Source organism: Nonomuraea sp. MG754425 (genome assembly GCF_021699195.1).
Taxonomy (GTDB): Bacteria; Actinomycetota; Actinomycetes; order Streptosporangiales; family Streptosporangiaceae; genus Nonomuraea.
Window position 1 is genome coordinate 21,417 of sequence record NZ_SSXE01000019.1, and the last position, 26,363, is coordinate 47,779.

At 72.9% G+C, this 26,363-nt stretch carries 23 protein-coding genes; 16 read left to right on the top strand and 7 right to left on the bottom strand.

The features are described from left to right. Nucleotides 1–55: 55 nt before the first annotated feature. On the bottom strand, nt 56–790 hold the full coding sequence (locus FAF44_RS55730; RefSeq protein ID WP_237102689.1) for a Clp protease N-terminal domain-containing protein: 735 nt from the start codon (nt 788–790) through the stop codon (nt 56–58). Between the two features lie 64 nt (nt 791–854). On the opposite strand from FAF44_RS55730, the gene FAF44_RS09530 reads away from it, so the two are divergent. The 5 genes from FAF44_RS09530 to FAF44_RS09550 all read left to right on the top strand — a co-directional run bounded on the left by FAF44_RS09530 (nt 855) and on the right by FAF44_RS09550 (nt 6,290). Then, entirely contained in the window at nt 855–2,324 is a 1,470-nt protein-coding gene (locus tag FAF44_RS09530) for a serine hydrolase (RefSeq protein ID WP_237102690.1), read from the top strand. A 2-nt stretch (nt 2,325–2,326) separates the two neighbouring features. After that, complete coding sequence (locus FAF44_RS09535) at nt 2,327–3,412, top strand: AAA family ATPase (protein WP_237102691.1); 1,086 nt, start codon at nt 2,327–2,329, stop codon at nt 3,410–3,412. After that, nucleotides 3,409–4,602, top strand: a complete 1,194-nt coding sequence (locus tag FAF44_RS09540) for a VWA-like domain-containing protein (RefSeq protein ID WP_237102692.1) — start codon at nt 3,409–3,411, stop codon at nt 4,600–4,602. Before FAF44_RS09535 ends, FAF44_RS09540 begins: the two co-directional genes overlap by 4 nt. Next, nucleotides 4,599–5,369, top strand: a complete 771-nt coding sequence (locus tag FAF44_RS09545; protein ID WP_237102693.1) for a hypothetical protein — start codon at nt 4,599–4,601, stop codon at nt 5,367–5,369. The genes FAF44_RS09540 and FAF44_RS09545 overlap by 4 nt, the downstream gene beginning before the upstream one ends. Nucleotides 5,370–5,435: 66 nt before the next feature. After that, nucleotides 5,436–6,290: a dioxygenase gene (locus FAF44_RS09550; RefSeq protein ID WP_237102694.1), complete on the top strand. Its 855-nt coding sequence runs from the start codon at nt 5,436–5,438 to the stop codon at nt 6,288–6,290. A gap of 31 nt (nt 6,291–6,321) precedes the next feature. Here the strand turns inward: FAF44_RS09550 and FAF44_RS09555 are convergent, their stop codons facing one another. After that, nucleotides 6,322–6,747 (bottom strand): PPOX class F420-dependent oxidoreductase, encoded by a 426-nt coding sequence (locus FAF44_RS09555; RefSeq protein ID WP_237102695.1) that lies wholly within the window; start codon nt 6,745–6,747, stop codon nt 6,322–6,324. 103 nt (nt 6,748–6,850) lie between these two features. Between FAF44_RS09555 and FAF44_RS09560 the strand changes: the two genes are divergently transcribed. The 4 genes from FAF44_RS09560 to FAF44_RS09575 all read left to right on the top strand — a co-directional run bounded on the left by FAF44_RS09560 (nt 6,851) and on the right by FAF44_RS09575 (nt 11,509). Next, complete coding sequence (locus FAF44_RS09560) at nt 6,851–8,704, top strand: ABC transporter ATP-binding protein (RefSeq protein WP_237102696.1); 1,854 nt, start codon at nt 6,851–6,853, stop codon at nt 8,702–8,704. Further along, the gene (locus FAF44_RS09565) at nt 8,704–10,527 is read left to right on the top strand and encodes an ABC transporter ATP-binding protein (protein WP_237102697.1); all 1,824 of its coding nucleotides are present in this window, start codon (nt 8,704–8,706) and stop codon (nt 10,525–10,527) included. Before FAF44_RS09560 ends, FAF44_RS09565 begins: the two co-directional genes overlap by 1 nt. Nucleotides 10,528–10,643: 116 nt before the next feature. Further along, the gene (locus FAF44_RS09570) at nt 10,644–11,174 is read left to right on the top strand and encodes a hypothetical protein (RefSeq protein ID WP_237102698.1); all 531 of its coding nucleotides are present in this window, start codon (nt 10,644–10,646) and stop codon (nt 11,172–11,174) included. 83 nt (nt 11,175–11,257) lie between these two features. Further along, nucleotides 11,258–11,509, top strand: coding sequence for a hypothetical protein (locus tag FAF44_RS09575; RefSeq protein WP_237102699.1), 252 nt, complete (start codon nt 11,258–11,260; stop codon nt 11,507–11,509). Here the strand turns inward: FAF44_RS09575 and FAF44_RS09580 are convergent. Genes FAF44_RS09580 through FAF44_RS09595 form a run of 4 tightly spaced genes read right to left on the bottom strand, consistent with a single transcriptional unit; the run spans nt 11,502 to nt 15,749 of the window. Then, nucleotides 11,502–11,960: a nuclear transport factor 2 family protein gene (locus FAF44_RS09580; protein ID WP_237102700.1), complete on the bottom strand. Its 459-nt coding sequence runs from the start codon at nt 11,958–11,960 to the stop codon at nt 11,502–11,504. The two genes, FAF44_RS09575 and FAF44_RS09580, sit on opposite strands and share 8 nt — an antisense overlap. Before the next feature lie 47 nt (nt 11,961–12,007). Beyond that, a complete protein-coding gene (locus FAF44_RS09585) occupies nt 12,008–14,278 on the bottom strand; it encodes a xanthine dehydrogenase family protein molybdopterin-binding subunit (RefSeq protein ID WP_237102701.1) in 2,271 nt (756 codons plus the stop codon). Continuing rightward, nucleotides 14,275–15,267: a xanthine dehydrogenase family protein subunit M gene (locus FAF44_RS09590; RefSeq protein WP_237102702.1), complete on the bottom strand. Its 993-nt coding sequence runs from the start codon at nt 15,265–15,267 to the stop codon at nt 14,275–14,277. Before FAF44_RS09590 ends, FAF44_RS09585 begins: the two co-directional genes overlap by 4 nt. Further along, on the bottom strand, nt 15,264–15,749 hold the full coding sequence (locus FAF44_RS09595; RefSeq protein WP_237102734.1) for a 2Fe-2S iron-sulfur cluster-binding protein: 486 nt from the start codon (nt 15,747–15,749) through the stop codon (nt 15,264–15,266). The genes FAF44_RS09590 and FAF44_RS09595 overlap by 4 nt, the downstream gene beginning before the upstream one ends. A gap of 112 nt (nt 15,750–15,861) precedes the next feature. On the opposite strand from FAF44_RS09595, the gene FAF44_RS09600 reads away from it, so the two are divergent. Together FAF44_RS09600 and FAF44_RS09605 are read left to right on the top strand one after the other, a co-directional pair. Next, entirely contained in the window at nt 15,862–16,518 is a 657-nt protein-coding gene (locus FAF44_RS09600) for a TetR family transcriptional regulator (protein WP_237102703.1), read from the top strand. A gap of 153 nt (nt 16,519–16,671) precedes the next feature. Beyond that, nucleotides 16,672–18,282: a cellulase family glycosylhydrolase gene (locus FAF44_RS09605; RefSeq protein ID WP_237102704.1), complete on the top strand. Its 1,611-nt coding sequence runs from the start codon at nt 16,672–16,674 to the stop codon at nt 18,280–18,282. A 53-nt stretch (nt 18,283–18,335) separates the two neighbouring features. Here FAF44_RS09605 and FAF44_RS09610 read toward each other — a convergent pair whose 3' ends face one another. After that, nucleotides 18,336–19,349: a LacI family DNA-binding transcriptional regulator gene (locus FAF44_RS09610; protein ID WP_237102705.1), complete on the bottom strand. Its 1,014-nt coding sequence runs from the start codon at nt 19,347–19,349 to the stop codon at nt 18,336–18,338. A gap of 111 nt (nt 19,350–19,460) precedes the next feature. Between FAF44_RS09610 and FAF44_RS09615 the strand changes: the two genes are divergently transcribed. The 5 genes from FAF44_RS09615 (at nt 19,461) to FAF44_RS09635 (ending at nt 26,344) form a co-directional block, all read left to right on the top strand. Then, nucleotides 19,461–20,732: an ABC transporter substrate-binding protein gene (locus FAF44_RS09615; RefSeq protein WP_237102706.1), complete on the top strand. Its 1,272-nt coding sequence runs from the start codon at nt 19,461–19,463 to the stop codon at nt 20,730–20,732. Then, complete coding sequence (locus tag FAF44_RS09620) at nt 20,729–21,640, top strand: carbohydrate ABC transporter permease (protein WP_237102707.1); 912 nt, start codon at nt 20,729–20,731, stop codon at nt 21,638–21,640. Before FAF44_RS09615 ends, FAF44_RS09620 begins: the two co-directional genes overlap by 4 nt. Then, on the top strand, nt 21,637–22,401 hold the full coding sequence (locus FAF44_RS09625; RefSeq protein ID WP_237102708.1) for a carbohydrate ABC transporter permease: 765 nt from the start codon (nt 21,637–21,639) through the stop codon (nt 22,399–22,401). Before FAF44_RS09620 ends, FAF44_RS09625 begins: the two co-directional genes overlap by 4 nt. Then, nucleotides 22,394–24,226 carry a beta-L-arabinofuranosidase domain-containing protein gene (locus tag FAF44_RS09630; protein WP_237102709.1) on the top strand — a complete coding sequence of 611 codons (1,833 nt, stop codon included), beginning with the start codon at nt 22,394–22,396 and terminating at the stop codon, nt 24,224–24,226. Before FAF44_RS09625 ends, FAF44_RS09630 begins: the two co-directional genes overlap by 8 nt. An 84-nt stretch (nt 24,227–24,310) precedes the next feature. Then, nucleotides 24,311–26,344: a sensor histidine kinase gene (locus FAF44_RS09635; protein ID WP_237102710.1), complete on the top strand. Its 2,034-nt coding sequence runs from the start codon at nt 24,311–24,313 to the stop codon at nt 26,342–26,344. The last annotated feature ends 19 nt before the right edge of the window (nt 26,345–26,363 follow it).

Genomic DNA, 26,363 nt, shown 5'->3' on the forward strand with positions numbered 1-26,363 from the left:
CGCCCTTCACGAACCTGCCCCTACGCCCCCGCCGCGCCGCAGGTCGTCGGGGGTGTCACGGCTCCCGGGAGCGAAGGAACGCCTCCAGCGCGGCCCGTACGGCGGCCCGGGTGGGTTCCAGCGCGACCCCGTGCTCCCAGAGGAGTTTGCCCGCCGTGCCTGACTTGTCGTGCAGCAGGCCGAGCAGCATGTGCTCGGTGCCGATGTAGTTGTGCCGGAGCTCGGCCGTCTCGGTGAGCGCGGCCGTGAGGGCTCGACGGGCGCCGGCCCCGACCGAGAGCGCGGCGGGCGAGCCGGAGCCGGTGGGCAGCCGGCCTTCCAGCGCCTCGCGGAGCAGGGCGGGATCGACGTCCTGGGCGGCGATCGCCTGGACGGCCAGCGTGTTCGGGTCGTCGAGGATGCCGAGCAGCAGGTGACCGGCCTCGATGGCGGAGCCGCCCAGGCGGCGGACGTGCGCCTCGGCCCGGTCGAGGGTCTGCCTGGCGCGGCCGGTGTAGCGCTCGAACGCCCCCGACCGCGCCAGGTCGGCGATGGTGAGGCTGGACCAGCGCCGCCCGTAACGCTGCTGGGCCGCCTGGCGGCTGATGCCCAGGTGGTCGCCGATGTCGGCCCATGAGCAGCCCTCGGCCCGCGCCAGTTCGACGAGGTAGCCGAGCAGGCGGTCGCCGATGTTCCGCTGGTCGGACAGCACGCCTTCGGCCACGGTGAGGCGGGTCAGGGCGTCGGTGTCGTCGGCGCTGCGGGCTTCGACGATCGACAGCAGTTCGGCGAGGTCGGGTAGCTCTGGCACCCCACCATTATGACTGTCAATGCTCTCCTTGACATATTCGAAGTGTCAATGCGAGCGTTGACACATGGACATCAGCGCGCTGCAAGAGGCGCTCGACGCGTACGTGCCGGAGATCATGCGGGTCTGCGGGACGCCGGGGCTGTCGATCGCGGTGGGCGTGGGCACGGAGGTGGCGATCGCCGCCGCGTACGGGCACGCGGACCTGGCCACCGGCCGCCCGATGACGGTGGACACCGTCGGCCCCACGGGTTCGGACTGCAAGCCGTACACCGGCGTCGCCGCCCTGCGGCTGGTGGAACGCGGCGTGATCGGGCTCGACGATCCGATCGACCGTCACGTACGGGTCGTCAATCCGTACGGGCGGCGGCCGATCACGCTGCGGGACCTGCTCACCCACCGCAGCGGACTGGGCCCCGGCATGGGCGACTTCGACCGGGTGCCGCCCCCGCCGCTGGGTGAGCACCTGCGGCGGGTGCTCGACGCGGGCCGGTCCGACGCCTACGGCGGCACGCTGGCGCCGTTCTGGACCGGCCCCGTGGGAGCCGGCTACCAGTACAGCAACGTCGGGATCGCCCTGGCCGGGCACCTCGTCGAACTGCTCGACCCCGACGGGGCCGGCTTCTCCGAGCGGGTGGCGCGGGAGGTGTTCGAGCCGCTGGGGATGGGCTCGACCGTGTTCCCCCGGGCCCAGCATCCCGACTTCGTGCCGGCCGGGCTGCTGGCCCGCCGCTCCACCGGGTACGCGACCCTGCCCGGCCTCCACCTGCCGCTGCCCACGCTCTACCCCGGGGACTACCCGGCGGGCTCCGCGCTGAGCACACCCTCCGACCACGCCAGGTTCGTGCTCGCGCTGCTCAACGGCGGGGCGCTGGGCTCCGGCCGGATCCTGTCCCCCGCCATGGCCACGCGGATGATCACGGCCCAGGCGAGCGGCGGCACCCTCGCGGGGCCGCGTCCCGACCTGTCCGTCGGCCTGGTGTTCAACGTCTTCGGCGGCGAGCACCCGTACGTCGGGCACGGCGGCGAGTACCCGTGGGGCTGGTGCCACTTCACGCGCGGGTGGACCGAGGACCGGGTGGCGCTGGTCGTCGCCGCCAACCAGTTCGACCTGGGCGACTTCGGGCTGTCCGACCGGCCCAGCCACGCGGCGGCCCGCCTGGTCGCCGAGATCGTCACCGCCTGGGTCCACGGCGACGACCCCCGGCCCCGGCGCACCCTCGCGGCGAGCCGGAGCTACCTGGCCGGGCTCCTGGTCGGCGACCGGCTCACGACCCGGCTGGGCATCGCGTCGTCCCCCGCGCCGGAGGACGTCACGCGGATCGCCTCGGGCGCGGTGGCCTCGCAGCCGTGGGATCCGGAGGCGTTCCAGCAGGCCGTACGGCGGGTACGGCTGACGGCCACCCCCCTGGCGGACAACGCCGCGACCGTACGCGGGGAGTTCCCGGAGCACGAACTGGCGCTGCTGACCCGGCAACTCGGCATACCCGGCCTCGTCTCCCTACTGGCGGGCCCCGGCCCGTCGGCGGGGAAGTGAGCGTGGACGGCGGCGACGTGGTGTCGGAGGCGCTGGCCGTCGCCGTGTCGGCGGGCGTGCCGACGGTGTTGTGGGGCAGCCCCGGCACCGGCAAGACCTCGGTCGTGGTGGCCCTCGCCGAGGCCCTGAACTGGCCCGTCGAGGTGGTCGTCGGCTCGATCAGGGAGCCGAGCGACTTCGCCGGCCTGCCGGTGGTCGCCGACGGCGCGGTCCGGCTGGCCCCACCGGCCTGGGCCCAGCGGCTGGCCGCGGCCGGTCACGGGCTGCTCTTCCTGGACGAGCTGACCACGGCTCCTCCGGCGGTGCAGGCCGCGATGCTCCGGGTGGTGCTGGAGCGCGTGGTGGGCGACGTGCGACTGCCGGACAAGGTGCAGGTGGTCGCCGCCGCCAACCCGCCCGAGGAGGCCGCCGACGGCTGGGACCTGACGCCGCCGCTGGCCAACCGGTTCGTGCACCTCAACTGGCCGGTGGACGGCAGGCGCATCGCGCGCGGCCTGGCGGTGGGGTTCCCCGCTCCGCCGCTGTCCGCCTTCGCCCGGCCGCCGTCCCGCGAGCAGGTGGTGCGGGCGCGGGCGACCGTGGCGGCGTTCCTGGAGGTCAGGCCGGTGCTGGCACTCCAGGTTCCGTCGGGCGGGGGCCAGGGGTGGCCGAGCCCTCGGTCGTGGGAGGCGACGGCCACGCTGGCGGCCGCGTGCGAGGCCGCCGGCTCCTCGGACGACGTGCTGGCCGCGCTCGTGACCGGGGCCGTCGGGGAGGGGGCCGCGCTGGAGTTCCTGTCCTGGCGGGAGCACCTGGACCTGCCGGACCCGGTGGCGGTGCTCGCGGACCCGGACGGGTTCGAGCTGCCCAGGCGCGGCGACCGGGCCTTCGCCGTACTCACCTCGGTGGTGGCCGTCGCGGTGGCCGCCGGTGACGTGACGAGCTGGGACGCCGCCTGGCGGGTGATCGCCAGGGCCGCCCGCACCGCGCCGGACGTGGCCACCCTCGCGGCCCGCACCCTCGCCGGACGCCGGCCGCGCGGAGCCGCGATCCCGTCCGCGCTGCTGGAGCTGACCCCGATCCTGCGCGCGGCGGGGCTGCTCCCGTGATCGGTCCCGAGCTGTGGCAGAAGTGGTCGGCGGCCCGCGTCCGGGCCGCCCACCAGGCGCCCTACCTGGCCGGCGCGCTGCTCGCCCTCGACCCCGTCGTGGTCCCCGGCTCCGCCGCCGACCTGCGGCGCTTCCCGGCCGACCCGGGCTGGCACGTCTACGTCGGGGCCGGGGAGCTGGACCGGCAGAGCGTGCCGGAGGTCGGCTTCTGGCTCGTCCACCAGGTGACGCATCTCCTCCGCGAGCACGCCCGGCGCTATCCGGGCAGCACGATGCTGACACGCGCCCAGGACCAGCGCCGGTGGAACCTGGCCGCCGACGCCGAACTCGACGACGACCTCCTCCCGGAGACGTCCCCGCTCCCCGCCGACGCGACCACCCCCGCCTGCCTCGGCCTGCCGGACGGCTGGACCGCCGAGCAGTACTGGCACGCCCTGCCCGAGAACGCCCCGGCGCCGGAGGGCGACTGCGGCAGCGGGTGCGACGGCCTGCCCCGCCTCTGGGACCGCGACCTGCCCGGCCTCTCCCCTGCCACAGCCCGCCTGACCGCGCTCGACACCGCGCGCCGGATCCGCGAGCGCCTGAACGCCCAGGACGACGTGCCGGCCGGCTGGCGTCGCTGGGCCGGCCAGGTGCTCGAACCCTCCGTGAACTGGCGCCGCCACCTGTCCGCCGAGGTGCGCCGCGGCCTGGCCCAGGCGGCGGGCCGGGTGGACCACACCTACCGCAGGCCGTCGCGCAGGGCCGCCGCGCTGCCCGGAGTCGTCCTGCCGAGCCTGCGCCGTCCCCTGCCCCGCGTGACGGTGCTGATCGACACCTCGGGCTCGGTCACGGAGGGCATGCTGGCGCGGGCGTCGGCCGAGGTGGCCGGGGTGTTGCGGGCCGTGGGAGCCGGGCGGCGGCTGCTCACGGTGATCACCTCCGACGCGCGGGCCTACCCGCCGCAGGTCCTCGACCGCGTCTCCGACCTGCGGCTCACCGGCGGCGGGGGCACCGACCTGCGTGCCGGGTTCGCCGCCGCCCTGTCCCGGCGACCGCCGCCGGACCTGATCATCGCGATGACCGACGGCCGCACCCCGTGGCCGGCCCGGCCGCCCACCCCGACCAGGGTCGTCGTCGTCCTGCTCGACCCCTCCGGCGGGCCGGCCCCGGAGTGGGCACAGACCGTACACGTGCGAGGAGCGACATGACGTCATCGTTCGACCCGGCCCCGTACGAGGCCGCCGGGATCCCCGCCGCCGAAGGACGCCGCTGGTGGACGTGGCGGCTGACACCCGGGCAGGCGACCGCGTGGCGGCGGGCCGGCGTCACCGACCCCGCCGAGGCCGTCCAGTGGGGCACCGCGCACGTCGTCCCGGACGAGATCGCCGCCTGCCGCGCCGCGCGCCTCACCGCCGCCGAGGCCCTCCTCTGGCACGAGTACGAGTTCGGCCTCGCCGACGCCCTCGCGCTCAGGCGGCAGGGCCACACCCCGGAGCGGGCCCACGACCTCAGGCACGGCCGCCCGCCGCGCGACGCCGACGACCCGACCGCGCCGGGCGACGCGTTCACCAGCCTCATGGCCTTCGCGGGCGGCGGCGACCCCCGGGACCGGACCCAGCGGTTCATCGCCCGGCTGGGCAACACCGACGCGCTCGTCATCTACAGCTACTGCGGCCAGGACTGGGTGGACGACGAGGCCGCCGCCTGGGCCCGGCGCAACGTGGACGCCCCCACCGCGCGCATGTGGCGGGAGCTGGGTCTCAGGCCCGCCGAGGCCGACCGGCACATCAGGCGCGGACTCACCCCGATGGCGGTGGCACGGGCGTGGTGGCGGGCCGGCATCCCGTTCGAGGAGACGGCCTCCTGGGCGGGCGCCGGCCTCACCCCCGAGGAGGCGGTCGCCCAGCGCGCCATGGGCGTCACGGCCGAGCAGGCCGAGACCCTGCGCGCGCTCCGGGACGACCACCCACGGTGATCGTCGCGGCGGCGGGGCTCGCGCGACTCCCCCTGATACGCTCCGGCTGAGCCGTTTGGAGGAGCCGTGACCCCGCTGCTGCGACAGGTCCTCAGCCAGATCGACGGGCCCGACCCCCGGATCAACGAGGTGGTCTCCGCGCTCGTCAGCCACCTGCACGCCTTCGTCGAGGAGGTGCGGCCCACCGAGCGGGAGTGGGCCGCGGGCCTCGGCTTCCTCATCGACACCGGGCGCGCGTGCACGCCGCAGCGCAACGAGTTCATCCTGCTGTCCGACATGCTCGGCCTCACGAGCGCGGTCGACGGGGTGAACAACCAGGGCCCCGAGGGCATGACGCCGTCGTCCGTCGAGGGCCCGTTCCACTCGCCCGCGCCCGCGCGGGAGCCGGGCGCCTGGATCAGCCACGGCCCCGAGCGCTCGCGCGGCGTCCCGACGGTCGTGCACGGGCGGGTGCTCGACTGCGACGGCGCGCCGCTGCCCGGCGCGACGGTGGACCTGTGGCAGGCGGCCGACACCGGCCTGTACGACTCGCAGGACATCACCCAGACCCCCGGCAACCTGCGCGGCCTGTTCACCACCGACGCCGACGGCCGCTACTGGCTGCGGACGATCCGGCCGAGCAGCTACCCGGTGCCCACCGACGGCACGGGCGGCAGGCTGCTGCACGCCGTCGGGCGGCACCCGATGCGCCCCGCCCACCTGCACCTCCACGTGTCCGCCGCCGGCCACCGGCCGCTGACCACGCACGTGTTCATGGCCGGCGACCCCTATCTCGGCTCCGACGCGGCGTACGCGGTCAAGGACGACCTGGTCCGCGCGCCGCGCGAGCGGTCCGACGGCGCGTGGGGCATGGACGGCCCCTACGAGGAGATCGAGTTCGACCTCAAGCTCGTGCCGCTGACCTGGCAGAACGAGGCTTGACGCACCCCGGCCGACCCGCGGGTCGCCAAGCTCAGCCCGCGACCGCGCGCTGGGCGATCACCTGGTCGATGCGCAGCCGGACGAGGCACTCGCCGGGCACGGCGTTGCGCTCGCCGAACTCCCGCGCGCGCCCGTCGCCCATGTAACGCCTGCCGATCTCGACGGCCCACACCAGCATCTCCTCCAGGTCGGCCGAGATGCTCGCCTGGCCCTTGATGAGCACGTAGGAGTAGGGCGGCTGCTGGTCGTCCACGCACAGGGCCGCGTGCGGGTCGCGGCGCAGTGCCCTGCCCTTGAGGCCGGTCTCGGCGGTGTTGAACACCACCTCGTCGTCGTCGAGCAGAAACCAGATCGGCGTGACGTGCGGCAGGCCGTCGGGCAGCGTCACCGCGAGTTTCCCCGTGCGGGTGCCCGCCATCACGAACGCCCGCCACTCGCTGTCACTCATTCGTTCCATGCGAACACGCTACGTCACCGCGCAAAAGGGTTCGAGAACTGTCGGTGGCGGGTGGTAGAAAGCAGGTTCGATGTCCCACCTTGCCGAGTCCGGGGGCTTGAGCATGTCGATCACCAGCGAGTCGGAGTTCTCCGTCTCGGGCCCGCGCCACGACCGGCGCGGCCCGGTGCGCTGGCTCTGGTCCCACCTGCGCCGCCATCCGCTCCACCTGCTGGGCTTCCTCGGCGGGTCGCTGGTCATGGTGGTGCTCAACGCCCTGGTGCCGCAGTTCACCGGCGACGCCTTCGACGCCGTGCTCGGCGTGCGGGGCGAGCCGGCCGACGCGCTCGGGCTGATCGCGCTGGTGCTGCTCGCGATCGTGCTGGCGCGCGGGCTGTTCGACCTGGTCGCGCGGTTGTCGAGCGAGGTGCTGGCCAAGCGGCTGGAGCGCGACGCCCGCGACGAGCTCTACGTGAGCCTGCTCGGCAAGAGCCAGACCTTCCACAACCGGCAGCGGGTCGGCGACCTGATGGCGCGGGCGGCCAACGACATCCGGCAGCTCTCGATCATGATCACGCCGGGGGCCGACCTCATCGTCGACTCCGGGCTGACCGGGCTGGTGCCGCTGTTCTTCATCGCCGCCATCGATCCGCGGCTGCTGCTGGCGCCGGGTGTCTTCGCGGTCGTGTTCGCGCTCGCGCTGTGGCACTACATGCGACGGCTCAACCCGGTCGCGACCCGCATGCGGGAGGAGTTCGGCGATCTCAACGCCGGGCTCAACCAGGCGGTGCGTGGCATCGAGGTGATCAAGGTGACCGCGCAGGAGGAGCAGGAGCGGCTGCGCTTCCGGGCCAACGCGCGGCGCTACCGCGACTCCTTCGTCCGCAACGGGCTCGTGCAGGCCCGCTACCTGCCGACACTGCTGTTCGCGTTCGCCATGGCGGGGGGCCTGTGGCACGCGCTGCTCCTGCAGGCCGCCGGGGCCATCACGGTCGGCGAGCTGGTCGCGTTCATGGGGCTCCTGGGCATGCTCGGGTTCCCCACCCAGATGTCGATCTTCACGTTCTCGCTGATCCAGATCGGCATCGTGTCCGCGCGCCGGATCCTCGCCGTCGTCACCGCCGAGAGCGAGATCGACCAGCGGCCCGACGGGCACACCGCGCCGATCAGCGGCGAGATCGTCTTCGACGACGTCACGTTCGGCTACGACGGCGACGGCGACGGCGAGCCGGCGTTGCGCGGGGTGACGTTCACGGTGCGGCCGGGTGAGACCGTCGCCGTCGTCGGCGAGACCGGGTCGGGCAAGAGCACCCTCACCAAGCTGGTGCCGCGCATCTACGACGTCACCTCCGGGCGCATCCTGGTCGACGGCGTCGACGTGCGCGACTGGCACCTCGACTCGCTGCGCTCGCAGATCTCCACGATCGAGCAGGACATCGTGCTCTTCTCCCGCTCCGTCGCCGAGAACATCGCCTTCAGCAAGGGCCAGCGGGCCGACCGCGAGGCGGTCGAGCGGGCGGCACGTGACGCGCAGGCCGCCGAGTTCATCGAGGAGCTCGAAGACGGCTACGACACCGTCATCGGCGAGCGGGGCGTCACCCTGTCCGGCGGGCAGCGGCAGCGGCTGGCCATCGCGCGGGCGCTGCTGACCGATCCGGCGATCCTCGTGCTCGACGACTCCACCAGCGCCATCGACTCCGCGACCGAAGACCGCATCCAGCAGGCGATCGGCCGCATCCTCGAAGGGCGCACCACGCTGCTCATCACCCACCGGCTCTCCCAGATCCGCTGGGCCGACAAGGTGCTGCTACTGCGACGGGGACAGGTCGTCGACTTCGGCACCCACGACGAGCTGATCGGGCGCAGCCGTCTCTACCGGCGGGTCTTCGCCCACTACGACGAGAGCGACCTGCGCGACGAGGGCGACCCGCGCGGCGCGGGGCCGGTCCTGGCCGGGGAGCAGGGAGGGGCGCGCTGATGGGCTTCGTCATGGACGGCCTCGACGCCGAGGACTACGACCGCACCTACGACGACCGCGAGCTGCTGCGCCGGATCACGGCGTACTTCCGGCCCAAGCTGGGCGCCATGGTCCTGGTGGCGTGCATGATCGTGCTGGGCTCGGCCGGCCAGGCCGCCATCCCGATGCTCGGCAGCCTGGCCGTCGACGCGATCGCCGACGGCACCATCGGCGACGTCGGCTGGCTGCTGACCGTCGGCGTCCTGGCCACCGGGGTGTTGTCGTGGGCGTTCAACCACGTCCGGCAGAAGAACAGCGCGCGGGTCACCGGCGACGTCGTGCTGCGGCTGCGCGAGGACGCCTTCGACGCGGTGCTGGCCCGCGACCTGTCCTTCTACGACGAGACGCCGTCCGGCAAGATCGTCAGCCGGGTCACGTCCGACACCGACGACTTCGCCACCGTCTCCACGCTCACCATGGACCTCATCAGCCAGGTGCTGATGGTGGGGTTCGTCACCGCGCTGCTGTTCGTGCGCAGCGTGGAACTCGCCCTGCTGACGCTGCTGGTGGTGCCGATCGTGGTGGGGTTCGCGCTGCTGTTCAGGCGGCTGGCCAGGCTCAGCACCCGCCGGGCGCAACGCTCGCTCAGCCGGGTCAACGCCAACCTGCAGGAGACCATGGGCGGCATCGCCGTGGCCAAGAACTTCCGGCAGGAGCGGCAGGTCTACGACGAGTTCCGGCCGATCAACCGGCAGAGCTACCAGGTGACGCTGCGGCAGGGGTTCGTCTTCTCCGCCATCTTCCCCGTGCTCTTCCTGGTGGCCGGGCTCGGCACGGTCGCGCTCGTCCAGCTCGGCGGCTCGGCCGTCCTCGACGGCGGGCTGTCGGCCGGCGACTGGTACCTGTTCCTGCAAGGGGTCTCGCTCTTCTGGTTCCCGCTCACGTCCATCGCCGCGTTCTGGTCACAGTTCCAGCAGGGCCTGTCGGCCTCCGAACGCGTCTTCGCGCTGATCGACGCGCCGCCCCGGGTGGTGCAGACCGACGCCCGGCAGGTGGGGCGGCTGGCGGGCCGCATCGAGTTCCAGCACGTCACCTTCGGCTACGATCCGGCGCACCCCGTGCTGCGTGACTTCGACCTGGTCATCAAGGCGGGCGAGAGCGTGGCGCTGGTGGGCCACACCGGCGCCGGCAAGTCCACGCTGAGCAAGCTGATCACCCGCTTCTACGAGTTCCAGGACGGCCGGCTGCTGATCGACGGCCACGACATCCGCACCCTGGAGCTGGGCGGCTACCGCAGCCAGATCGGCGCGGTGCCGCAGGCGCCGTTCCTGTTCAGCGGCACGGTGGCCGACAACATCCGCTACCCGCGCCCGCAGGCGAACGACGACGAGGTGCTGGCCGCCGCGTCGGCCGTCGGCGGCGGCGACTGGATCGAGACCCTGCCGAACGGCCTGAAGACCGACGTCGGCGAGCACGGCCGTGCCCTGTCGATGGGCCAGCGCCAGCTCGTCGCGCTGGCCCGGCTGCTCATCCAGGACCCCGCCATCGTGGTGCTCGACGAGGCCACGGCCAGCGTCGACCCGCTCACCGAGGCCCAGATCCAGGAGGGCCTCGACGTGGTGCTCGCCGGTCGCACGTCGATCGTCATCGCGCACCGCCTGTCCACGATCGAGCACGTCGATCGCATCATCGTGCTCGATCACGGCCGGATCGTGGAGGAGGGCGACCACGCCACCCTGCTGGCCGCCGGCGGTCGCTACTGCGAGGTCTACAACACCTACTTCCGCCACCAGTCACCCAACTACCGCGCGGGCTCCGGCTTCGTCCCGGTGAGCTCGACATGACCGCGCGGGGGCGCGCTCACCCAACGTGACCTCTTTGGCCGATCCTGTGAGCAGGGGCTGACGGGCGGGCTATGTTGAAGGCCCCACCAGCCGACGACGAGAGCGTACAAGTCTCCATGGACGAGCACGTCATCACCACCGAGTGGATCGACGCCCCCGACGAGATCGCCTACCCCGACTACGTCGAAGGCACCTACAACTCCTTCTCGTGCACCTGCGGGCTGCCGCTGGCCGGCCGGGAGGCGGCCACGCGGCATGCCGCCGAGTTCGGCAGGTGTCAGGTGTGCCTCGGTTCGGGCCGGATCTCCATCAACCCGCACGACAGCGACGGCTGCGAGGTCTGCGACGGATCGGGGAAATCGGCGCCGGGCACGGTCATGGTCCAGACGCGTGTGACGGAGAGCTTCGTCAGGGAGGTCGCCTCGGCGCTGCCCGCCGAGTTCGGGCTCTCCGACGTCGTGTCGGCGCTCGACGAGCGCATGCCCAGGACCGCCGACGGGATGCAGGCCACGCTGTCGGTGGCGGCGGCGCTGATCCGGTACCTGGAGTTGCAGGGCACGGTGGTGTTGTGCACCGCCCCCGACTTCCTGCCCGCCGACGGGGTGGAGCAGCGCTACGACGACCCGCGGTGGCTGCGCGTGCCTTGATCGGGCCGGCCGGTCGAGGGGATCGGCGACCCGCCGAACATCATCATCGCCGGCCGGGCGGGCTGAGCTTCAACGACTTCCTCGTGCACCTCGCGCCGCTGATCGTCGTGCTGCCGGCGGTGTTCACCGCGTTGTGCCGGTGGTTGTTCGGGCGGATGTTCCGGTACGACCCGGGCCCGGCGGCCGAGGTGATGGCGTTGAACGAGCGCGAGGCCATCGCCGCCCGCGACGGCACCCCGATCAGCTTCTGGCAGTTCACGAAGTACGGCCTGGTCGTCACGCCGGTGCTGGTGGCGCTGGCCACGCCGTACCTGTGGTTGCGTTACCTCAGTTGAGCGGCAGCACGTCCACGCCGCGTTCGCCGTCGCCGCGCGGCCCGAAGACGCGCCGCTGCGACTCGTCGATGCGGACGTCGTTGATGCTCGCCTCCCTGCGCCGCATCAGCCCTGACGCGTCGAACTCCCACTGCTCGTTGCCGTAGCTGCGCCACCACTGACCGGAGGCGTCGCGGCACTCGTACTGGAAGCGCACCGCGATGCGGTCGCCGAGCACCGCCCACAGCTCCTTGCGCAGGGCGTAGTCGAGTTCCCTGGCCCACTTGCGGCGCAGGAACGCCCTGATCTCGTCGCGGCCGGACAGGAACTCGGCGCGGTTGCGCCACACCGAGTCCTCGGTGTAGGCGAGGGCGACGCGGTCGGGGTCGCACGTGTTCCAGGCGTCCTCGGCGGCCTGCACCTTGACGCGGGCGCTCTCCTCGGTGAACGGCGGAACGGGCGGACGGGTCATGCCGGGGCCTCCTGGACGGCGTGCGCGACGATCACCTCAGCAGCCTCTCACCCCATGAGCTTGTCGAGCGTGATCGGCAGGTCGAGCACGCGCCGGCCGGTGGCGTGCCGCACGGCGTTGGCCACGGCCGCGGCGGCGCCGGTGATGCTCACCTCGCCGATCCCGCGCAGGCCCAGCGGCATGGTCGAGTCCGGTTCGTTCAGCCACTGCACGTCGATGCGGGGGATGTCGGCGTGCACGGGCACGTGGTACTCCGACAGGCTGGCGTTCACGATCCGGCCGTCGCGGTGGTCGATCAGGGTCTGCTCCGACAAGGCCATGCCGATGCCCATCACGATGCCGCCGCGCAACTGGCTCGCCGCCGTCCTGGCGTTGATCACCGTGCCGACGTCGAACACGCCCAGCCAGCGCGAGACGCGTACCTCCATGGTGTCGGGGTCCACCCGCACCTCGCAGAACTGCGCCCCGGTCGCCGCCCGCACCCACTGCCTGCGCTCGCGCAGGGTCCTGACCATGAAGCCCAGCATGCCCGCGCGGCTCTCCGCCTCCACGTGGCCGCGGCCGGCCGCGGCCAGGATCTCCGCGTACGTCTGTCCGCGTCCCGCGTGGTACAGCCCGCCGTCGCGCGCCTCCAGGTCCTCCGGCCGCACGCCCCGCAGCGGCGAGCCGGGCACCCGCCGGGCCAGGCCGAGCAGGGTGCGCCTGAGCTTGTCGCAGGCGTCCAGCACGCCCGCCGCAGCGCTCGCGGTCTGTGCCGAGCCGCCCGCGCCCGGCCCGGACGGCAGGTCGGAGTCGCCGTACTCGAAGCGTACGGACTCGAGCGGGACGCCCAGTTCGTCGGCGGCGATCTGCGCCTGGACGGTCGCCGTGCCCATGCCCATCTCCTGCAGACCGCAGCGCACCACGACCGTGCCGTCCGCGCCGAGTCGCACGGTGACGTTCGCCGGCATCCGCATCGACGGGTGGTAGGCCGTGGCCACCCCCATGCCGACCAGCCACCGGCCGTCCCGCATGACGCCGGGCCGCGGGTCGCGCGTGCTCCAGCCGAACCGCTCGGCCCCCAGCGCGTACGCCTCCCGCAGCCGCCGGTGCGCCAGCCGCTGCCCGCCCACCGGGTCGCGGTCGGGCTCGTTGCGCAGGCGCAGCTCGATCGGGTCGAGGCCCAGCTCGCAGGCCAGCTCGTCCATGGCCGACTCCACGGCGAAGGTGCCGATGGACTCGCCGGGGGCGCGCATGAAGGTGTTGGCCAGCAGGTCGAGCTGGACGACGTTCTGGCGCAGGTGGATGTTGGGCGAGGCGTACAGGTGGCGGGTGCCGGCGGTGATCGGCTCGCCCATGCCGCCGGCCCGGCCCGTCCTGGACACGCTGGTGTGGATGAGCGCGGTCAGCCGGCCGTCGGCGTCCGAGCCCAGCGCGACCCGCTGCGTGCTGGGGGTGCGCCCGCCGACCGTGTGGTAGACGCCTTCGCGGGTGAGCGCCAGCCGTACCGGACGGCCGGTCGCCCGCGCGGCCAGCACGGCGAGCAGCGTGCCGGCCCAGACCGAGCCCTTGCCGCCGAACCCGCCCCCCACGTACGGGGACAGGACCCTGACGCCCTTCTCCGGCACCCCGAACCGCTGCGCCAGGTGCCGCCGCGTCCACGCGATGTTCTGCGCGGCCTCGTGCACGGTCAGCCGGTCGCCGTCCCAGACGGCGGTGGTGGCGTGCGGCTCGATCGCGTTGTGGTGGTGCGGCGGCGTGCTGAAGGTCAGGTCCACCGAGTGCGCGGCGGTGGCGAGCGCGGCCGGCGCGTCGCCCTTGTCGGCGGCGGCCTCGCTGATCAGGTTGCCCTTCTGCGGCACCGCGTTGCCCTCTTCCGCGGCGAAGTCCACCGCGGCGGGCAGTTCCTCGTACGCGGGCCGCACCAGCGACGCCGCGTACCGGGCCGTCTCCGGTGTCTCGGCGACCACGACCGCGACGGGCTGGCCGTTCCAGTGCACCTCGTCGGTGGCCAGGTAGTTGACCGGCGTGCCGGAGACCAGCGTGCTGAGGTCGAGGAAGCTCACCTTGGGGGCGGGCTTCATGGGCGGCGCGTTCTCGTGGGTGAGGACGTCGATCACGCCGCGCACCGCCAGCGCCGCCGCCGTGTCGACGGCGGTCAGGCGGCCCCGGGGGATCGTGGCGTGCACGAGCGCGGCGTAGGCCAGCCCGGGGTAGGGGTACTCGGCGGCGAAGCGGGCCTCGCCGGTGGTCTTGGCGGGGCCGTCCACCCGGTCCACGGCGCGGCCGACGTACTTGCCGGTGGCGGACGCGGTCTTGTCCGCGTACGTGGTGCTCATCGCGGGTCCCCTCCCGTGCTCAGCTCGCGCAGGGTGGCCACGATCGTGGCCGTGGCCAGGGCGGCCTTGAACGCGTTGTCCCGCCGGGTGCTCGCGCCCGCCAGTTCGGCCTCGGCGGCCCGCCGGTAGGCGCTCTCGTCGGCGGGGCCGCCGACGAGCAGCCGCTCGGCCTCGGTGGCCCGCCACGGTCGGGGGGCGACGCCGCCCAGCGCCAGGCAGACGTCCGTGACGACGCCGTCGCGCACCTCCAGCGCCGCCGCCACCGAGACCAGGGCGAACGCGTACGACGCCCGGTCGCGGACCTTGCGGTAGCGGGAGTTCGCGGCGACCGGCGCGGGCGGCAGCTCGACGGCCGTGACCAGTTCGCCGGGGGCCAGCACGGTCTCGACCTCCGGGGTGTCGCCGGGCAGCCGGTGGAAGTCCGTCAGCGGCACGCGCCGGGTGCCGTCCTGGCCGCGCAGCTCGACCACCGCGTCCAGGGCGGCCAGGGCCACGCACAGGTCGGACGGGTGGGCGGCCACGCAGCTCGCGCTGACGCCGAGGATCGCCGCGCCGCGGTTGAACCCGTCGAGGGCGTCGCAGCCGCGGCCCGGCTCGCGCTTGTTGCAGGCCGAGGCGTGGTCGTAGAAGTACGGGCAGCGGGTGCGCTGCAGCAGGTTGCCGCCCACGGTGGCCATGTTGCGGAGCTGGGCCGAGGCCCCGGACAGCACCGCCTGCGAGAGCATCGGGTAGCGCTCGCGCACCCGGCGGTCGGCGGCCAGTGCGCTGTTGCGCACGAGCGCGCCGATCCGCAGGCCGCCGCCGGGCAGGTCGTCCACCGTGTCGAAGGGCAGCCCGGTCACGTCCACGACCGTGTCGGGCTGCTCGATGCCCTCGCGCATCAGGTCCACCAGGTTGGTGCCGCCGCCGAGGAACCTCGCGCCCGGCTGCGCGGCGGCCTGGATCGCGGCCTCGACGTCGGCGGGCTTGACGTACGCGAACGGTTTCATCGGGTGCCCTCCTCGCCGGCCACGTCCATGATCGCGTCGAGGATGCCGTTGTAGGCGCCGCACCGGCACAGGTTGCCGCTCATCCGCTCCCTGACCTCGCTCTCGCTCAGCTCGTACGCGCCCGCTCCCGGCGGGGTGACGGCGCTGGGCATGCCGGCCTCGTACTCGGCCAGCATGCCGATCGCCGAGCAGAGCTGGCCGGGGGTGCAGTAGCCGCACTGGAACCCGTCGTGGCGCACGAACGCCTCCTGCAGCGGGTGCGCCACGCCTTCGATCGTGGTGATCTCGCTGCCGTCGTACTGGACGGCCAGGGCCAGGCAGGCGTTGATCCGCAGGCCGTCGGCCAGCACCGTGCAGGCGCCGCAGGCGCCCTGGTCGCAGCCCTTCTTGGGGCCGGTCAGCCCGAGCCGCTCGCGCAGCGCGTCGAGCAGGCTCACCCATGGCTCGACGTCGAGGGACTCGACGGAGCCGTTCACGTTCATCCGTATCTGGGTCACTCGCATCCTCCCGCTTTGCCCCGGACGCTAACAGAACGCCGTTCACTTAACAAGTGAATGGTGTTCTGTTAAGTCGCGCCAGTATGCTGGGTGCGACATGACGCGGTCGGCATTCCTCCGGGCCAGGCGGCCAGAGCACAAGCAGCAGCGGCGCGAGGCGATCCTCGCCGCCGCCCGCGAGCTCGCCCGCGCCTCCGGGGTAGGCAACGTGAGCCTGGGCGCGGTCGCCGAGTCGGTCGGGCTGGCGAAGTCGAACATCGTGCGCTACTTCGGCAGCCGCGAGGAGATCTACCTCGAACTGCTCACCGAGGAATGGCGCCAGTGGGCCGCGGACGCCGCCGCCCGGCTGCGCGCGGGCGGCGGCCCGGCCGAGGCGATGACCGCCCTGGCCGAGACCATCGTGGCCCGGCCGCTCTTCTGCGACCTGCTCAGCCACGCCGCCACCAGCCTTGAGCACAACGTGTCCGTCCCCGTCGCCCGCGCGTTCAAGCACACCGTCCACGACCTCATCGCCGAGATGGGCGCGGAGGTCGCGGGCGCCACCGAGCTGACGCAACGGGAGGGCGGCGAGCTGGTGGCCGCCGCCAGCGGGCTGGCCGGCATGCTCTACCCGGCGGCCAACCCGCCTCCCGCGCTCGCCCAGGTCTACGCCGAGGACCCCGAACTGGCCGCCGCGTGCCCCGTGCTGCTGCCCACGCTCGTCCGGGCGCTCTCGGCGCTGGCGGCCGGGCTGCCCACGCTCAGGGAGCGTTGAGAGCACCCGGACGAGCGTGCGCGGCGGTGAAAGTTTCACCCCTCTCCAGGCATTCCTTCCCCGTGCCCGTCTGACCGCTGTACATCGGGGCCGTTTGCGCAGAGCATGTGCGCGTACCTAACCGGTTAACAACCACCAAGAAGGGCACCCCCCATGATCAAACGACTCGGGCTCGCGGCCGCGGCGCTCCTGTCGCTGCTCGTCTCGATGCTGATCGTCCCGGCTCCCGCGCACGCCGCGGTCGGGCTCCGGGTCAGCGGCGCCAGGATCCTGGAGGCCAACGGGAACGCGTTCGTCATGCGCGGAGTCAGCCACGCGCACACCTGGTACACCAGCCAGACCGGCTCCTTCGCCAACATCAAGGCCCTGCGCGCCAACACCGTCCGCGTGGTGCTCAGCGGCGGACGGTGGCCCGCGAACGGCGCCTCCGACGTGGCCAACGTCGTCTCCCTCTGCCGGCAGAACCGGTTAATATGCGTGCTCGAAAACCACGACACCACCGGGTACGGCGAGCAGAGCGGCGCGTACACGCTCGACCAGGCGGTCGACTACTGGAGCAGCGTCCGCAGCGCGCTCACCGGCACCGAGGACTTCATCGTCGTCAACATCGGCAACGAGCCGTACGGCAACAACAACGTCTCCGCCTGGACCGCCGCGACCACCAGCGCGATCACCCGCATGCGCGGCCTCGGCTTCCAGCACCTGCTCATGGTGGACGCGCCCAACTGGGGCCAGGACTGGCAGTTCACGATGCGCGACAGCGCCCAGACCGTGTTCAACGCCGACACCCAGCGCAACACGGTCTTCTCCATCCACATGTACGGGGTCTTCGACACGGCCGCCGAGATCACCGCGTACCTGAACGCCTTCCAGACCGCCGGGCTGCCGCTGGTCATCGGCGAGTTCGGGCACAACCACTCCGACGGCAACCCCGACGAGGACACGATCATGTCGCAGGCCCAGTCGCGCGGCGTCGGCTACATCGGCTGGTCGTGGAGCGGCAACGGCGGCGGCGTCGAGTACCTCGACATGGTCACCAACTTCAACCCGGCCGCGCTGACCTCGTGGGGCGAGCGCATCTTCAACGGCGCGAACGGCATCGTCGCCACCTCGCGCGAGGCCACCTTCTTCGGCGGCGGCGGCACCGACACCACCGCCCCGACCACGCCCGGCACCCCCTCCGCCGCCGGCGTCACCTCCTCGGGGGCCACGCTGACCTGGTCGGCCTCCACCGACTCGGGCGGCTCCGGCCTGGCGGGCTACGACGTCTACCGCGAGCAGGGCGCCACCGACCCGCTCCTCGGCTCGTCCACCACCAACTCGATCGCCCTGACGGGCCTGAGCCCGTCCACCCAGTACCAGGTGTACGTCCGGGCCCGCGACGGGGCCGGCAACCAGTCCACCGCCTCGGCCACCAACACCTTCACCACCACCTCGGGCGGCGGCACCGGCGGCGGTTGCACGGCGGCCGGGACCGTCCAGAGCCAGTGGAGCGGCGGGTACGTCGTCCAGCCGGTCACGGTCACCAACACCGGCACGTCGGGCGTCACCGGCTGGACGGTCACCTTCACCCTGCCCGCCGGGCACTCCCTGGCCGGCTCGTGGAACGCCACGGTGACCAGCAGCGGGCAGACGGTCACCGCGCGCAACGCCGGCTACAACGGCACCCTCGCCGCCGGGGGCTCGACCAGCTTCGGCGTCCAGGTCACCCGGCCGGGCGGGGACACCGCCACGGTCTCGTCCTACACCTGCGCGGCCTCCTGACGGAGATTCGGCCGCGGTGAGCCCGCCGCCTCCGGGCGGGCTCACCGCAGCCGTCACGAGATCCCGGGCGGCGAGGTGGAGTCGCGGATCACCAGCTCACAGGGCAGGGTGTGCACGCCGGGCGTGGCCCTGCCGTCGATGGCCGCGAAGAGGTGCTGCGCCGCCGTGCGGCCCAGCACCTCCAGGTTCATGTCCACGGTGGTCAGCGCGGGCCGCGTCTCGGTGGACAGCACCTCCCAGTTGTCGTACCCGACCACCGCGATGTCGTCGGGCACCCGCCGCCCGCGCTCGCGCGCCGCCTCGACGAACCCGGCCGCGATCTGGTCGCTGCCGCAGAACACCGCGTCGATCCCCGGCTCGCTCATCAGCAGCATCTCGGCCGCGTGCCGCCCCCACCGCTGCGACCACACGCCCGGCAACGTCTGCCCCGCCTGCGCGACCCCGGCCTCCGCCAGCGCCTGGCGCAGGCCCTCCTCGCGGTCGCGGGCGGCCTTGTAGTGCGCGGGGCCGGTGATGTGCGCGATCCGCCGCCGTCCGAGCGCGAGCAGGTGCTGGACGGCCATCTTCGCCGCGCCCACGTCGTCGGGCACGAACGACACGTCGTCGGGGTCCTCGGAGGGGCCGTAGGCGTAGACGACGGGCACCGGCAGGTCCTTGCTCACCGACGGCCGCGGGTTGGTGCTCTCCCCCACCACGATCAGCCCGTCCACCCGGCGCGACAGCAGCGCGCGCAGGTGGTGCTGCTCCCTGATCGCGTCGCCGCGCGCGTCGCACAGCAGCACCGCCATCTCGCCGGCCCCGAACGCGTCCTCGGCCCCGAGCAGGACGGGGATGCCGAACCGGCCGACGCTGTCGGAGGTGAGCAGCCCGACCGTCCGGGTCTGCCCCGACAGCAGCCCCCTGGCCAGGGCGTTCGGCTGGAAGGAGAGCTCCGCCGCGGCGGCGAGCACCCGCTCGCGTGTCGCCGCCCGTACGTCCTGGCGCCCGTTGAGCGCCTTGGAGGCCGTGGCGATCGACACCCCCGCCAGCGAGGCCACGTCGTTGATGGTCGCCCGCTTACCCGCCATACTTCGAAACCCTTTTCGGAGAATTGTGAACCGCTTAGCACCATAGCACCCATTGACATGGGCTCATGTTTCTTCTACGTTTCCGAAAACCTTTAAGTCCAGGAGCACAACATGAGACGAAGGCTGGCCGGGATCTCCCTCCTCGGCGTGTTAGCGCTCACAGCAGCGGCCTGCGGCAACGGCGGCGGTGGTGGCGGCGGGGCCCAACCGGCGGACGGTCCCGTGACGATCACCATGTGGACCCGGGCCGCCACCCAGGCGCAGAGCGAACGCCTGGTCGCCGAGTACAACAGGACCCACAAGAACCAGGTCAAGCTCACCGTCATCCCCACCGACAACTACCAGCCGCGCATCGCCGCCGCGGCCGGGGCCAAGCAGCTCCCCGACGTGTTCGCCGCCGACGTCATCTTCGTCCCGAACTACACCTCCCAAGGTCTGTTCATGGACATCACCGACAGGATCGCGGCGCTGCCGTACAAGGACAAGCTCGCGCCCTCCCACATGGAGCTCGGCACCCTGGACGAGCGCCGCTACACGCTCCCGCACACCCTCGACCTGTCGGTCTGGTTCTGGAACAAGGACCTGTACGAGAAGGCCGGCCTCGACCCCGAGCAGGGCCCGAAGACGCTCAGGGAGTTCGCCGAGCAGGCCACCACCGTCCAGGAGAAGCTGGGCAAGGACGGCAAGGTGCACGGCACCTTCTTCGGCGGCAACTGCGGCGGCTGCTACGTGTTCACCTTCTGGCCCTCCGTGTGGGCGGCCGGCGGGCAGGTCATGAACCCCGAGGGCACCACCTCGCTCAACGACCAGCCCGCCATGACCGAGGTGTTCAAGATCTGGCGCGAGCTGTACGAGAAGAAGGCCACCGGCCCGACGGCCAAGGAGGAGCAGGGCCCGACCTGGACCGGCTTCTTCCCCAAGGGGGAGATCGGCGTGATGCCGATGCCGTCCACCACGCTCGGCCTGATGCCGAAGGACATGAAGATCGGCGTCACCCCGATCGCGGGCCCCGACGGCGGCGAGTCCACGTTCGTGGGCGGCGACTCGGTCGGGATCTCGGCCACCTCCAAGAACGCCGACGCGGCCTGGGACTTCCTCTCCTGGACGGTCTCCGACGCGGCCCAGGTCGAGGTGATGGCCAAGAACAAGGACGTGCTCGCCCGCATCGACCTGGCCGCCAACAAGTACTCGGCGGAGGACCCGCGCGTGGTGCTGATCAACTCGCTGGTGGCCAAGGGCCGCACACCGTACGCGCTGCGCTTCGGCCAGACCTACAACGACCCCCAGGGCCCGTGGCTGCGGCTGGCCAGAGAGGCCGTGTTCGGCGACGCCGCCCAGGCCACCCAGCTCAACGCCGAGGTCACGAAGTCGCTGCAGCAATGACGCTGACGACCGCACGGACGAGGCGGGCGGCCCGCGCGACGCCGCCCGCCCGGTGGCGCGGCAGGAAGCTCCAGGGCTGGCTGTACGCGGCCCCGACGGCCGTCATCGTGGGTGTGCTGTTCGTCGCCCCGCTGGTGCTGGTCGTCTGGATGTCGCTGAACCGCTGGCCCCTGCTCGGCCAGGCCACGTTCAACGCCCCGGCCAACTACCTCAAGATCGCCGACAACCCGCTCTTCGTCGACGCCGTGCTCTTCACGCTGAAGTACACGGCCATCACGACCGTGCTGCTGTCGGCCGTGGCGCTGGGCCTGGCGCTGCTGGTGCAGGAGCGCCGGCCGGGCATCGCCTTCTTCAGGACCGCGTTCTTCCTGCCCGGCGCGGTCGGGTTCGCGGCGGCCGGACTGCTGTTCTACGGGATGCTGAACAACGACTTCGGCCCCATCGACCCGATGTTGCGGGCGCTCGGCGTCACCAGCGAGCCGGTCAAGTGGATCGGCACCCCGAACATGGCGCTGTTCTCCACGATCGCGCTGGTGCTGTGGCGCTTCGCCGGGTTCAACATGCTCATCCTGCTGACCGGCCTGCAGGCCATCCCCACCGAGGTGTACGAGGCCGCCAGAAGCGACGGCGCGAACCGCCTGCAGATCTTCACCAAGATCACGCTCCCGCTGCTGCGCCCGACGCTGGCGCTGATGCTGATCCTCAGCGTCACGGGCTCGCTGCTGGCCTTCGACCAGTTCTTCGTCTTCACCAACGGCGGCCCGGACAACAGCACCGTCTCGATGGTGATGGTCGTCTACCGGGACGCCTTCTTCCGCTTCGACCTCGGCGGCGCGGCGGCCCTGTCGGTCGTGCTGCTCGTGGCCCTGGTCGGGCTCAACACGCTGATGATGCGGAGGCTGCGGTGAGCCGATACCTCACTCTGTCCGCCCTGGCGGTGCTGTTCCTGTTCCCGCTGGTGTGGAGCGGCTGGGCGTCGCTGGAGGAGCCGTCGAACTACCTGGAGATGGCCCGCTTCGGCGAGGGCGTCGGCACCTACGCCACCAACAGCGTGCTGGTGTCGGCGATGACCGTGGCCGGCACGCTGGCCGTCTCGGCGCTCGGCGGCTACGGCTTCGCCCGCTTCGACTTCCCCGGCAAGAACCTGCTGTTCCTGGTCACGCTGGCGATCCTCATGGTGCCGTACGCGACGATCCTGATCCCCCTCTACGTCCTGCTCGGCTACCTCGGGCTGCAGAACTCGCTGGTCGGGCTCTCGCTCGTGTTCGTGATGTTCCAGCTCCCGTTCGCGCTGTTCATGATGCGCAACGCGTTCGAGGCGCTGCCGCGCGAACTGGAGGAGGCCGCGCTGGTGGACGGCTGCGGCACCTTCCGCGCCTTCTCCAAGATCCTGCTGCGCGCCGTACGGCCCGCGCTGGTCACGGTGGGCCTGTTCGCGTTCCTGGCCTCCTGGAACGACTTCTTCGCACCCCTCATCCTGCTCAACGACGGATCCTCCTTCACCCTGCCGGTCGCGGTGGTGAGCATGACGCAGCACACGTTCGGGGCCATCGACTACGGCATGCTCCAGGCCGGCGTCATGGTCATGGCCATCCCCTGTCTCATCCTCTTCATCGTTCTGCAGCGCCACTACGTGCGCGGATTCATGTCAGGAGCTCTGCGTGGCTAACCCCGTCCAGCCCTCGTCGGGCGTGCTGTCCCCCCTCGGCCTCGACTCCGTCCGCCTGCTGCCCGGCTTCTGGGGCGACCGGGTGGCGCTCAACCGCGAGATCACGATCGCGCACTGCCAGGAGTGGGAGGAACGGGAGGGCTGGATCGGCAACTTCCGGGGCGAGCGGCCCCGCAGAGGGCGGGAGTTCAGCGACTCGGAGATCTACAAGCTGCTGGAGGCGATGGCCTGGGCCGACCACCCGGGGCTGCCCGCGCTGGCGGAGATCGTCTCGCAGGCCCAGGAGGGCGACGGCTACCTCAACACCCGCTGGTCCGGCAGCCGCTACACCGACTTCGAGTGGGGTCACGAGCTCTACTGCTATGGCCACCTGATCCAGGCCGGGGTGGCCCGCCTGCGCACCCACGGGGAGGACCCGCTCACCCAGGTCGTCACGCGGGCCGCCGACCACGTGTGCCGCAGGTTCATGGAGGGCACGCGGACGTGCGGCCATCCGGTGATCGAGATGGCGCTGGTCGAGCTGTACCGGGCCACCGGCACCGAGCGTTACCTGGAGATGGCCCGCCGGTTCGTCGCGCGCCGCGGCCTGCCCGCGCTCGCCGACATCCCCTTCGGCCGCGGCTACTACCAGGACGATCTGCCCGTCAGGCAGGCGCAGGTGTTCCGCGGGCACGTCGTGCGCGCGCTCTACCTGGCCTCCGGCGTGGTGGACGTGGCGGTCGAGACCGGCGACCAGGAACTGCTGAAGGCGGTCGAGTCGCAGTGGGAGCGGACGGTCGCCCGGCGCACCCACCTGACCGGCGGCATGGGCTCGAGGCATGCCGACGAGTCGTACGGCGAGGACTACGAACTGCCGCCGGACCGCGCCTACAACGAGACCTGCGCGGGCATCGCCTCCGTGATGCTCGCGCACCGGCTGCTGCTGGCCACCGGCGACGCCCGCTACGCCGACCTGGCCGAACGCACCATGTACAACGTGCTCGCCACGGGAGTGGCACTGGACGGCGCGTCGTTCTTCTACGTCAACCCGCTCCAGGTGCGGGCGCCCGCGACGCCGCTCGACGGGGTCAACCACGCCGCCGAGGGCGGGCTGCGCTCACCGTGGTTCGACGTGTCCTGCTGCCCGAACAACATCGCCCGCACGCTGGCCTCGCTGCCCGCGTACGTGGCCGCCGGGAAGGACGGCGGGGTGCTGATCCACCACCTCACCCCGGCGGAGATCCGCTCCGGGCGGCTGGCGCTGCGGGTGGAGACCGGCTACCCGTGGCAGGGCTCGGTCAGCGTCCGGATGCTCGAAGACGGCGAGGGCCGCGTCGGGCTGCGCGTCCCGGCCTGGGCCTCGGACGCGACGCTCGCGCACGTCCCGGTCTCCGCGCAGGACGCGCCGCTGCCCGAGGGCCCGGTCATCCGGCCGGTCGGCCCCGGCTACGCCTACGTCGAGGGGCCGTGGCGGGCCGGTGACGAGATCCGGCTGGAGCTGCCCATGCGGCCCAGGTGGACCCTCCCCGACCGGCGGATCGACGCCCTGCGGGGCAGCGCGGCCGTCGAGCGGGGGCCGCTGGTCTACTGCGCGGAGTCGGTGGCCGACGAGCCGCCGCTCGGCGACCTGACGGCGCACGTCGATCCGCCCGTGGAGCACGCGACGGACGGCGTGGTGGAGCTGGAGGTGGGCGCGCGGCTCGGCTCCCGGGCCAACGGCACGTGGCCGTACGGGGCGCAGCCCGCCGCCCCGGGGGACGGTGACGTGCGGCTGCGGCTGGTGCCGTACCACCGGTGGGGCAACCGGGGCCCGGCGACCATGCGGGTCTGGCTGCCGACGATCTAGGGGACGACCACCGCGACCGTCCGGTAGCGCCTATTCTGTCCTGGCCCCGCCCGTTTCGCGGGGCCAGGACAGGAGCGGGGCACGATGGCCGAACTCGCGCGGAACAAGCCCGCACGCCTGACGGGACCGGTCGTCGTCGCGTCCGTCATGGCGGCGGCCTCGCCGGTCCTGGGCCTGGCCGCGATCCTGATCTGGGCCGGGCTGCCCGCCGAGTGGACGCCGCAGCGCACGGTGACCCCGCAGACGGCCGTCGCGTTCACCTTCCCGGCCGTCGGCGCGTTCCTCATCCACCACCGGCCCCGCCTGAACATGGCCTGGCTCATGTGCGCCGGCGGCCTGTCGGCGGCGGTCAGCGACCTGTCCGACGCGCTGCTGTTGCGCGCCGCCGCCGACGGGGAACTGGCCCTGGCCGGCTGGTTCCGGCTGCCGGCCCAGCTCGGGTGGGCGGTGTGCGGGCTGACGCTGACGGTGCTGCTGCCGCTGTACTCGCCGGACGGCCGGCTGCCGTCCAGGCGCTGGCGGCCGGTCCTGTGGCTGGGGTGCGCGGCCATCGGCGCGACGGCCGCGCGGTACCTGCTCAGGGTGCCGGCAGGGCCGGGGGTGACGCCGTTCCCCGAGGTCATCCCCAATCCGCTGCAGGTCACCGCGCTGGACCCGTACATGGACGTGGTCTCGGTGGCCGGCTGGACCGGCATCTACACCGCGATGGCGCTGTCGGCGCTGGCGCTGGCCACGCGGATGCGCGGGGCCGACCCGGTCACGCGACGGCAGATCGGCTGGCCGCTGCTCGCGTTCACCGGCTACGTGCTCTTCCTGATCCTCGGCGCGATCTGGCCGGTGTTCATGTGGCCGGCCGTCGCGTGGGCGGCGGCCATCCCGTTCGCGGTGGCGTTCGCCGTGACGCGCTACCGGCTCTACGGCATCGACACCGTGCTCAGCCGGGCCTTCGTGGCGGCCGGCGTGGTGGCCGTGGTCAGCCTCGTCTACTTCGCCGCCGGGGCGCTGTCGAGCCTGGTCGTCGCCGGTTACGACCAGGTGGCCGGGATCGCCGCCGCGCTGTTCGCCGGCGCGTTCTTCCAGCCGCTGCGGCACGCGCTCCAGCGGGCCGTGGACCGGCTCCTGTACGGCGCGGTCGGCGACCCCGGCGTGCTGGCCGGGCGGCTGACCCAGGCCGTGCGGCGCGGCGACCCGGCCGAGGCGCTGACCTCGGTGGTGAGCGTGCTGCGCGACGGGCTGGCGGTCGAGGGCGTGGCCGTGGAGGTGGCCGACGGCGAGCCCCGCCACGTCGAGAACGGCCGCGTCGGGGCCGCGCCGCGCGAGGTGCCGCTGATCTGGCACGGGACGCGGGTCGGCCGCCTGCTCGTCGGCCCGCCGGGGCCGCGCCGCTTCCCCGCCGCGCACGACGAGCGGGTGCTGGCCACGCTCACCCCGTACGCGGCGGACGTGGCCCACGCGGTGCGGATGGCCGCCGACCTGCAGCGCTCGCGCGAGCGCATCCTGACGGCCAGGGAGGAGGAGCGCCGCCGCCTGCGCCGCGACCTGCACGACGGCCTCGGCCAGAGCCTGTCGGCCATGGCGATGACGATCAACATGGCCCGGCTGAGCCTCCGCAGCTCCCCGGAGTCGGCCGACGAACTGCTGCGGGAGCTGCACACCGGCATGGGCGCCGTCACCGGCGACATCCGCGAGCTCGTCTACGGCCTGCGCCCGCCCGCGCTCGACGATCTCGGCCTGGCCGGCGCGGTGCGCGAGCTGGCCGGGCAGTCGTCGCCGCGGACCGAGGTGGAGGTCGAGGGCGACCTCGGCGACCTGCCCGCGGCCGTCGAGGTGGCCGTCTACCGCATCGTCCAGGAGGCGCTGACCAACGTCCGCCGGCACGCCGAGGCGTCGCGGGCCACGATCGTCCTGGGCCGGGAGGAGTCGGCGCTGCGGGTGCTGGTCGCCGACGACGGCAGGGGGCTGTCCGGGTCGCACCGCGCGGGCGTGGGACTGGGCTCGATGCGCGAGCGGGCGGCGGAGCTGGGCGGCATCTGCGTGGTGAGCGGCGAGCCCGGCGCGGGCACCCGCGTGGAGGTCATGCTGCCGCTGCTCGGCGCCGGTATGAGCATCGGCTCATGACGCCGGCGGTATCCGGTAT

Excerpts from the sequence above, each read along its gene's own strand:
- FAF44_RS09530 (WP_237102690.1), top strand. The coding sequence starts at position 855 with ATGGACATCAGCGCGCTGCAAGAGGCGCTCGACGCGTACGTGCCGGAG.
- FAF44_RS09545 (WP_237102693.1), top strand. The coding sequence starts at position 4,599 with ATGACGTCATCGTTCGACCCGGCCCCGTACGAGGCCGCCGGGATCCCC.
- FAF44_RS09555 (WP_237102695.1), bottom strand. The coding sequence starts at position 6,747 with ATGGAACGAATGAGTGACAGCGAGTGGCGGGCGTTCGTGATGGCGGGC.
- FAF44_RS09560 (WP_237102696.1), top strand. The coding sequence starts at position 6,851 with ATGTCGATCACCAGCGAGTCGGAGTTCTCCGTCTCGGGCCCGCGCCAC.
- FAF44_RS09565 (WP_237102697.1), top strand. The coding sequence starts at position 8,704 with ATGGGCTTCGTCATGGACGGCCTCGACGCCGAGGACTACGACCGCACC.
- FAF44_RS09570 (WP_237102698.1), top strand. The coding sequence starts at position 10,644 with ATGGACGAGCACGTCATCACCACCGAGTGGATCGACGCCCCCGACGAG.
- FAF44_RS09580 (WP_237102700.1), bottom strand. The coding sequence starts at position 11,960 with ATGACCCGTCCGCCCGTTCCGCCGTTCACCGAGGAGAGCGCCCGCGTC.
- FAF44_RS09585 (WP_237102701.1), bottom strand. The coding sequence starts at position 14,278 with ATGAGCACCACGTACGCGGACAAGACCGCGTCCGCCACCGGCAAGTAC.
- FAF44_RS09590 (WP_237102702.1), bottom strand. The coding sequence starts at position 15,267 with ATGAAACCGTTCGCGTACGTCAAGCCCGCCGACGTCGAGGCCGCGATC.
- FAF44_RS09595 (WP_237102734.1), bottom strand. The coding sequence starts at position 15,749 with ATGAACGTGAACGGCTCCGTCGAGTCCCTCGACGTCGAGCCATGGGTG.
- FAF44_RS09600 (WP_237102703.1), top strand. The coding sequence starts at position 15,862 with ATGACGCGGTCGGCATTCCTCCGGGCCAGGCGGCCAGAGCACAAGCAG.
- FAF44_RS09605 (WP_237102704.1), top strand. The coding sequence starts at position 16,672 with ATGATCAAACGACTCGGGCTCGCGGCCGCGGCGCTCCTGTCGCTGCTC.
- FAF44_RS09610 (WP_237102705.1), bottom strand. The coding sequence starts at position 19,349 with ATGGCGGGTAAGCGGGCGACCATCAACGACGTGGCCTCGCTGGCGGGG.
- FAF44_RS09615 (WP_237102706.1), top strand. The coding sequence starts at position 19,461 with ATGAGACGAAGGCTGGCCGGGATCTCCCTCCTCGGCGTGTTAGCGCTC.
- FAF44_RS09620 (WP_237102707.1), top strand. The coding sequence starts at position 20,729 with ATGACGCTGACGACCGCACGGACGAGGCGGGCGGCCCGCGCGACGCCG.
- FAF44_RS09635 (WP_237102710.1), top strand. The coding sequence starts at position 24,311 with ATGGCCGAACTCGCGCGGAACAAGCCCGCACGCCTGACGGGACCGGTC.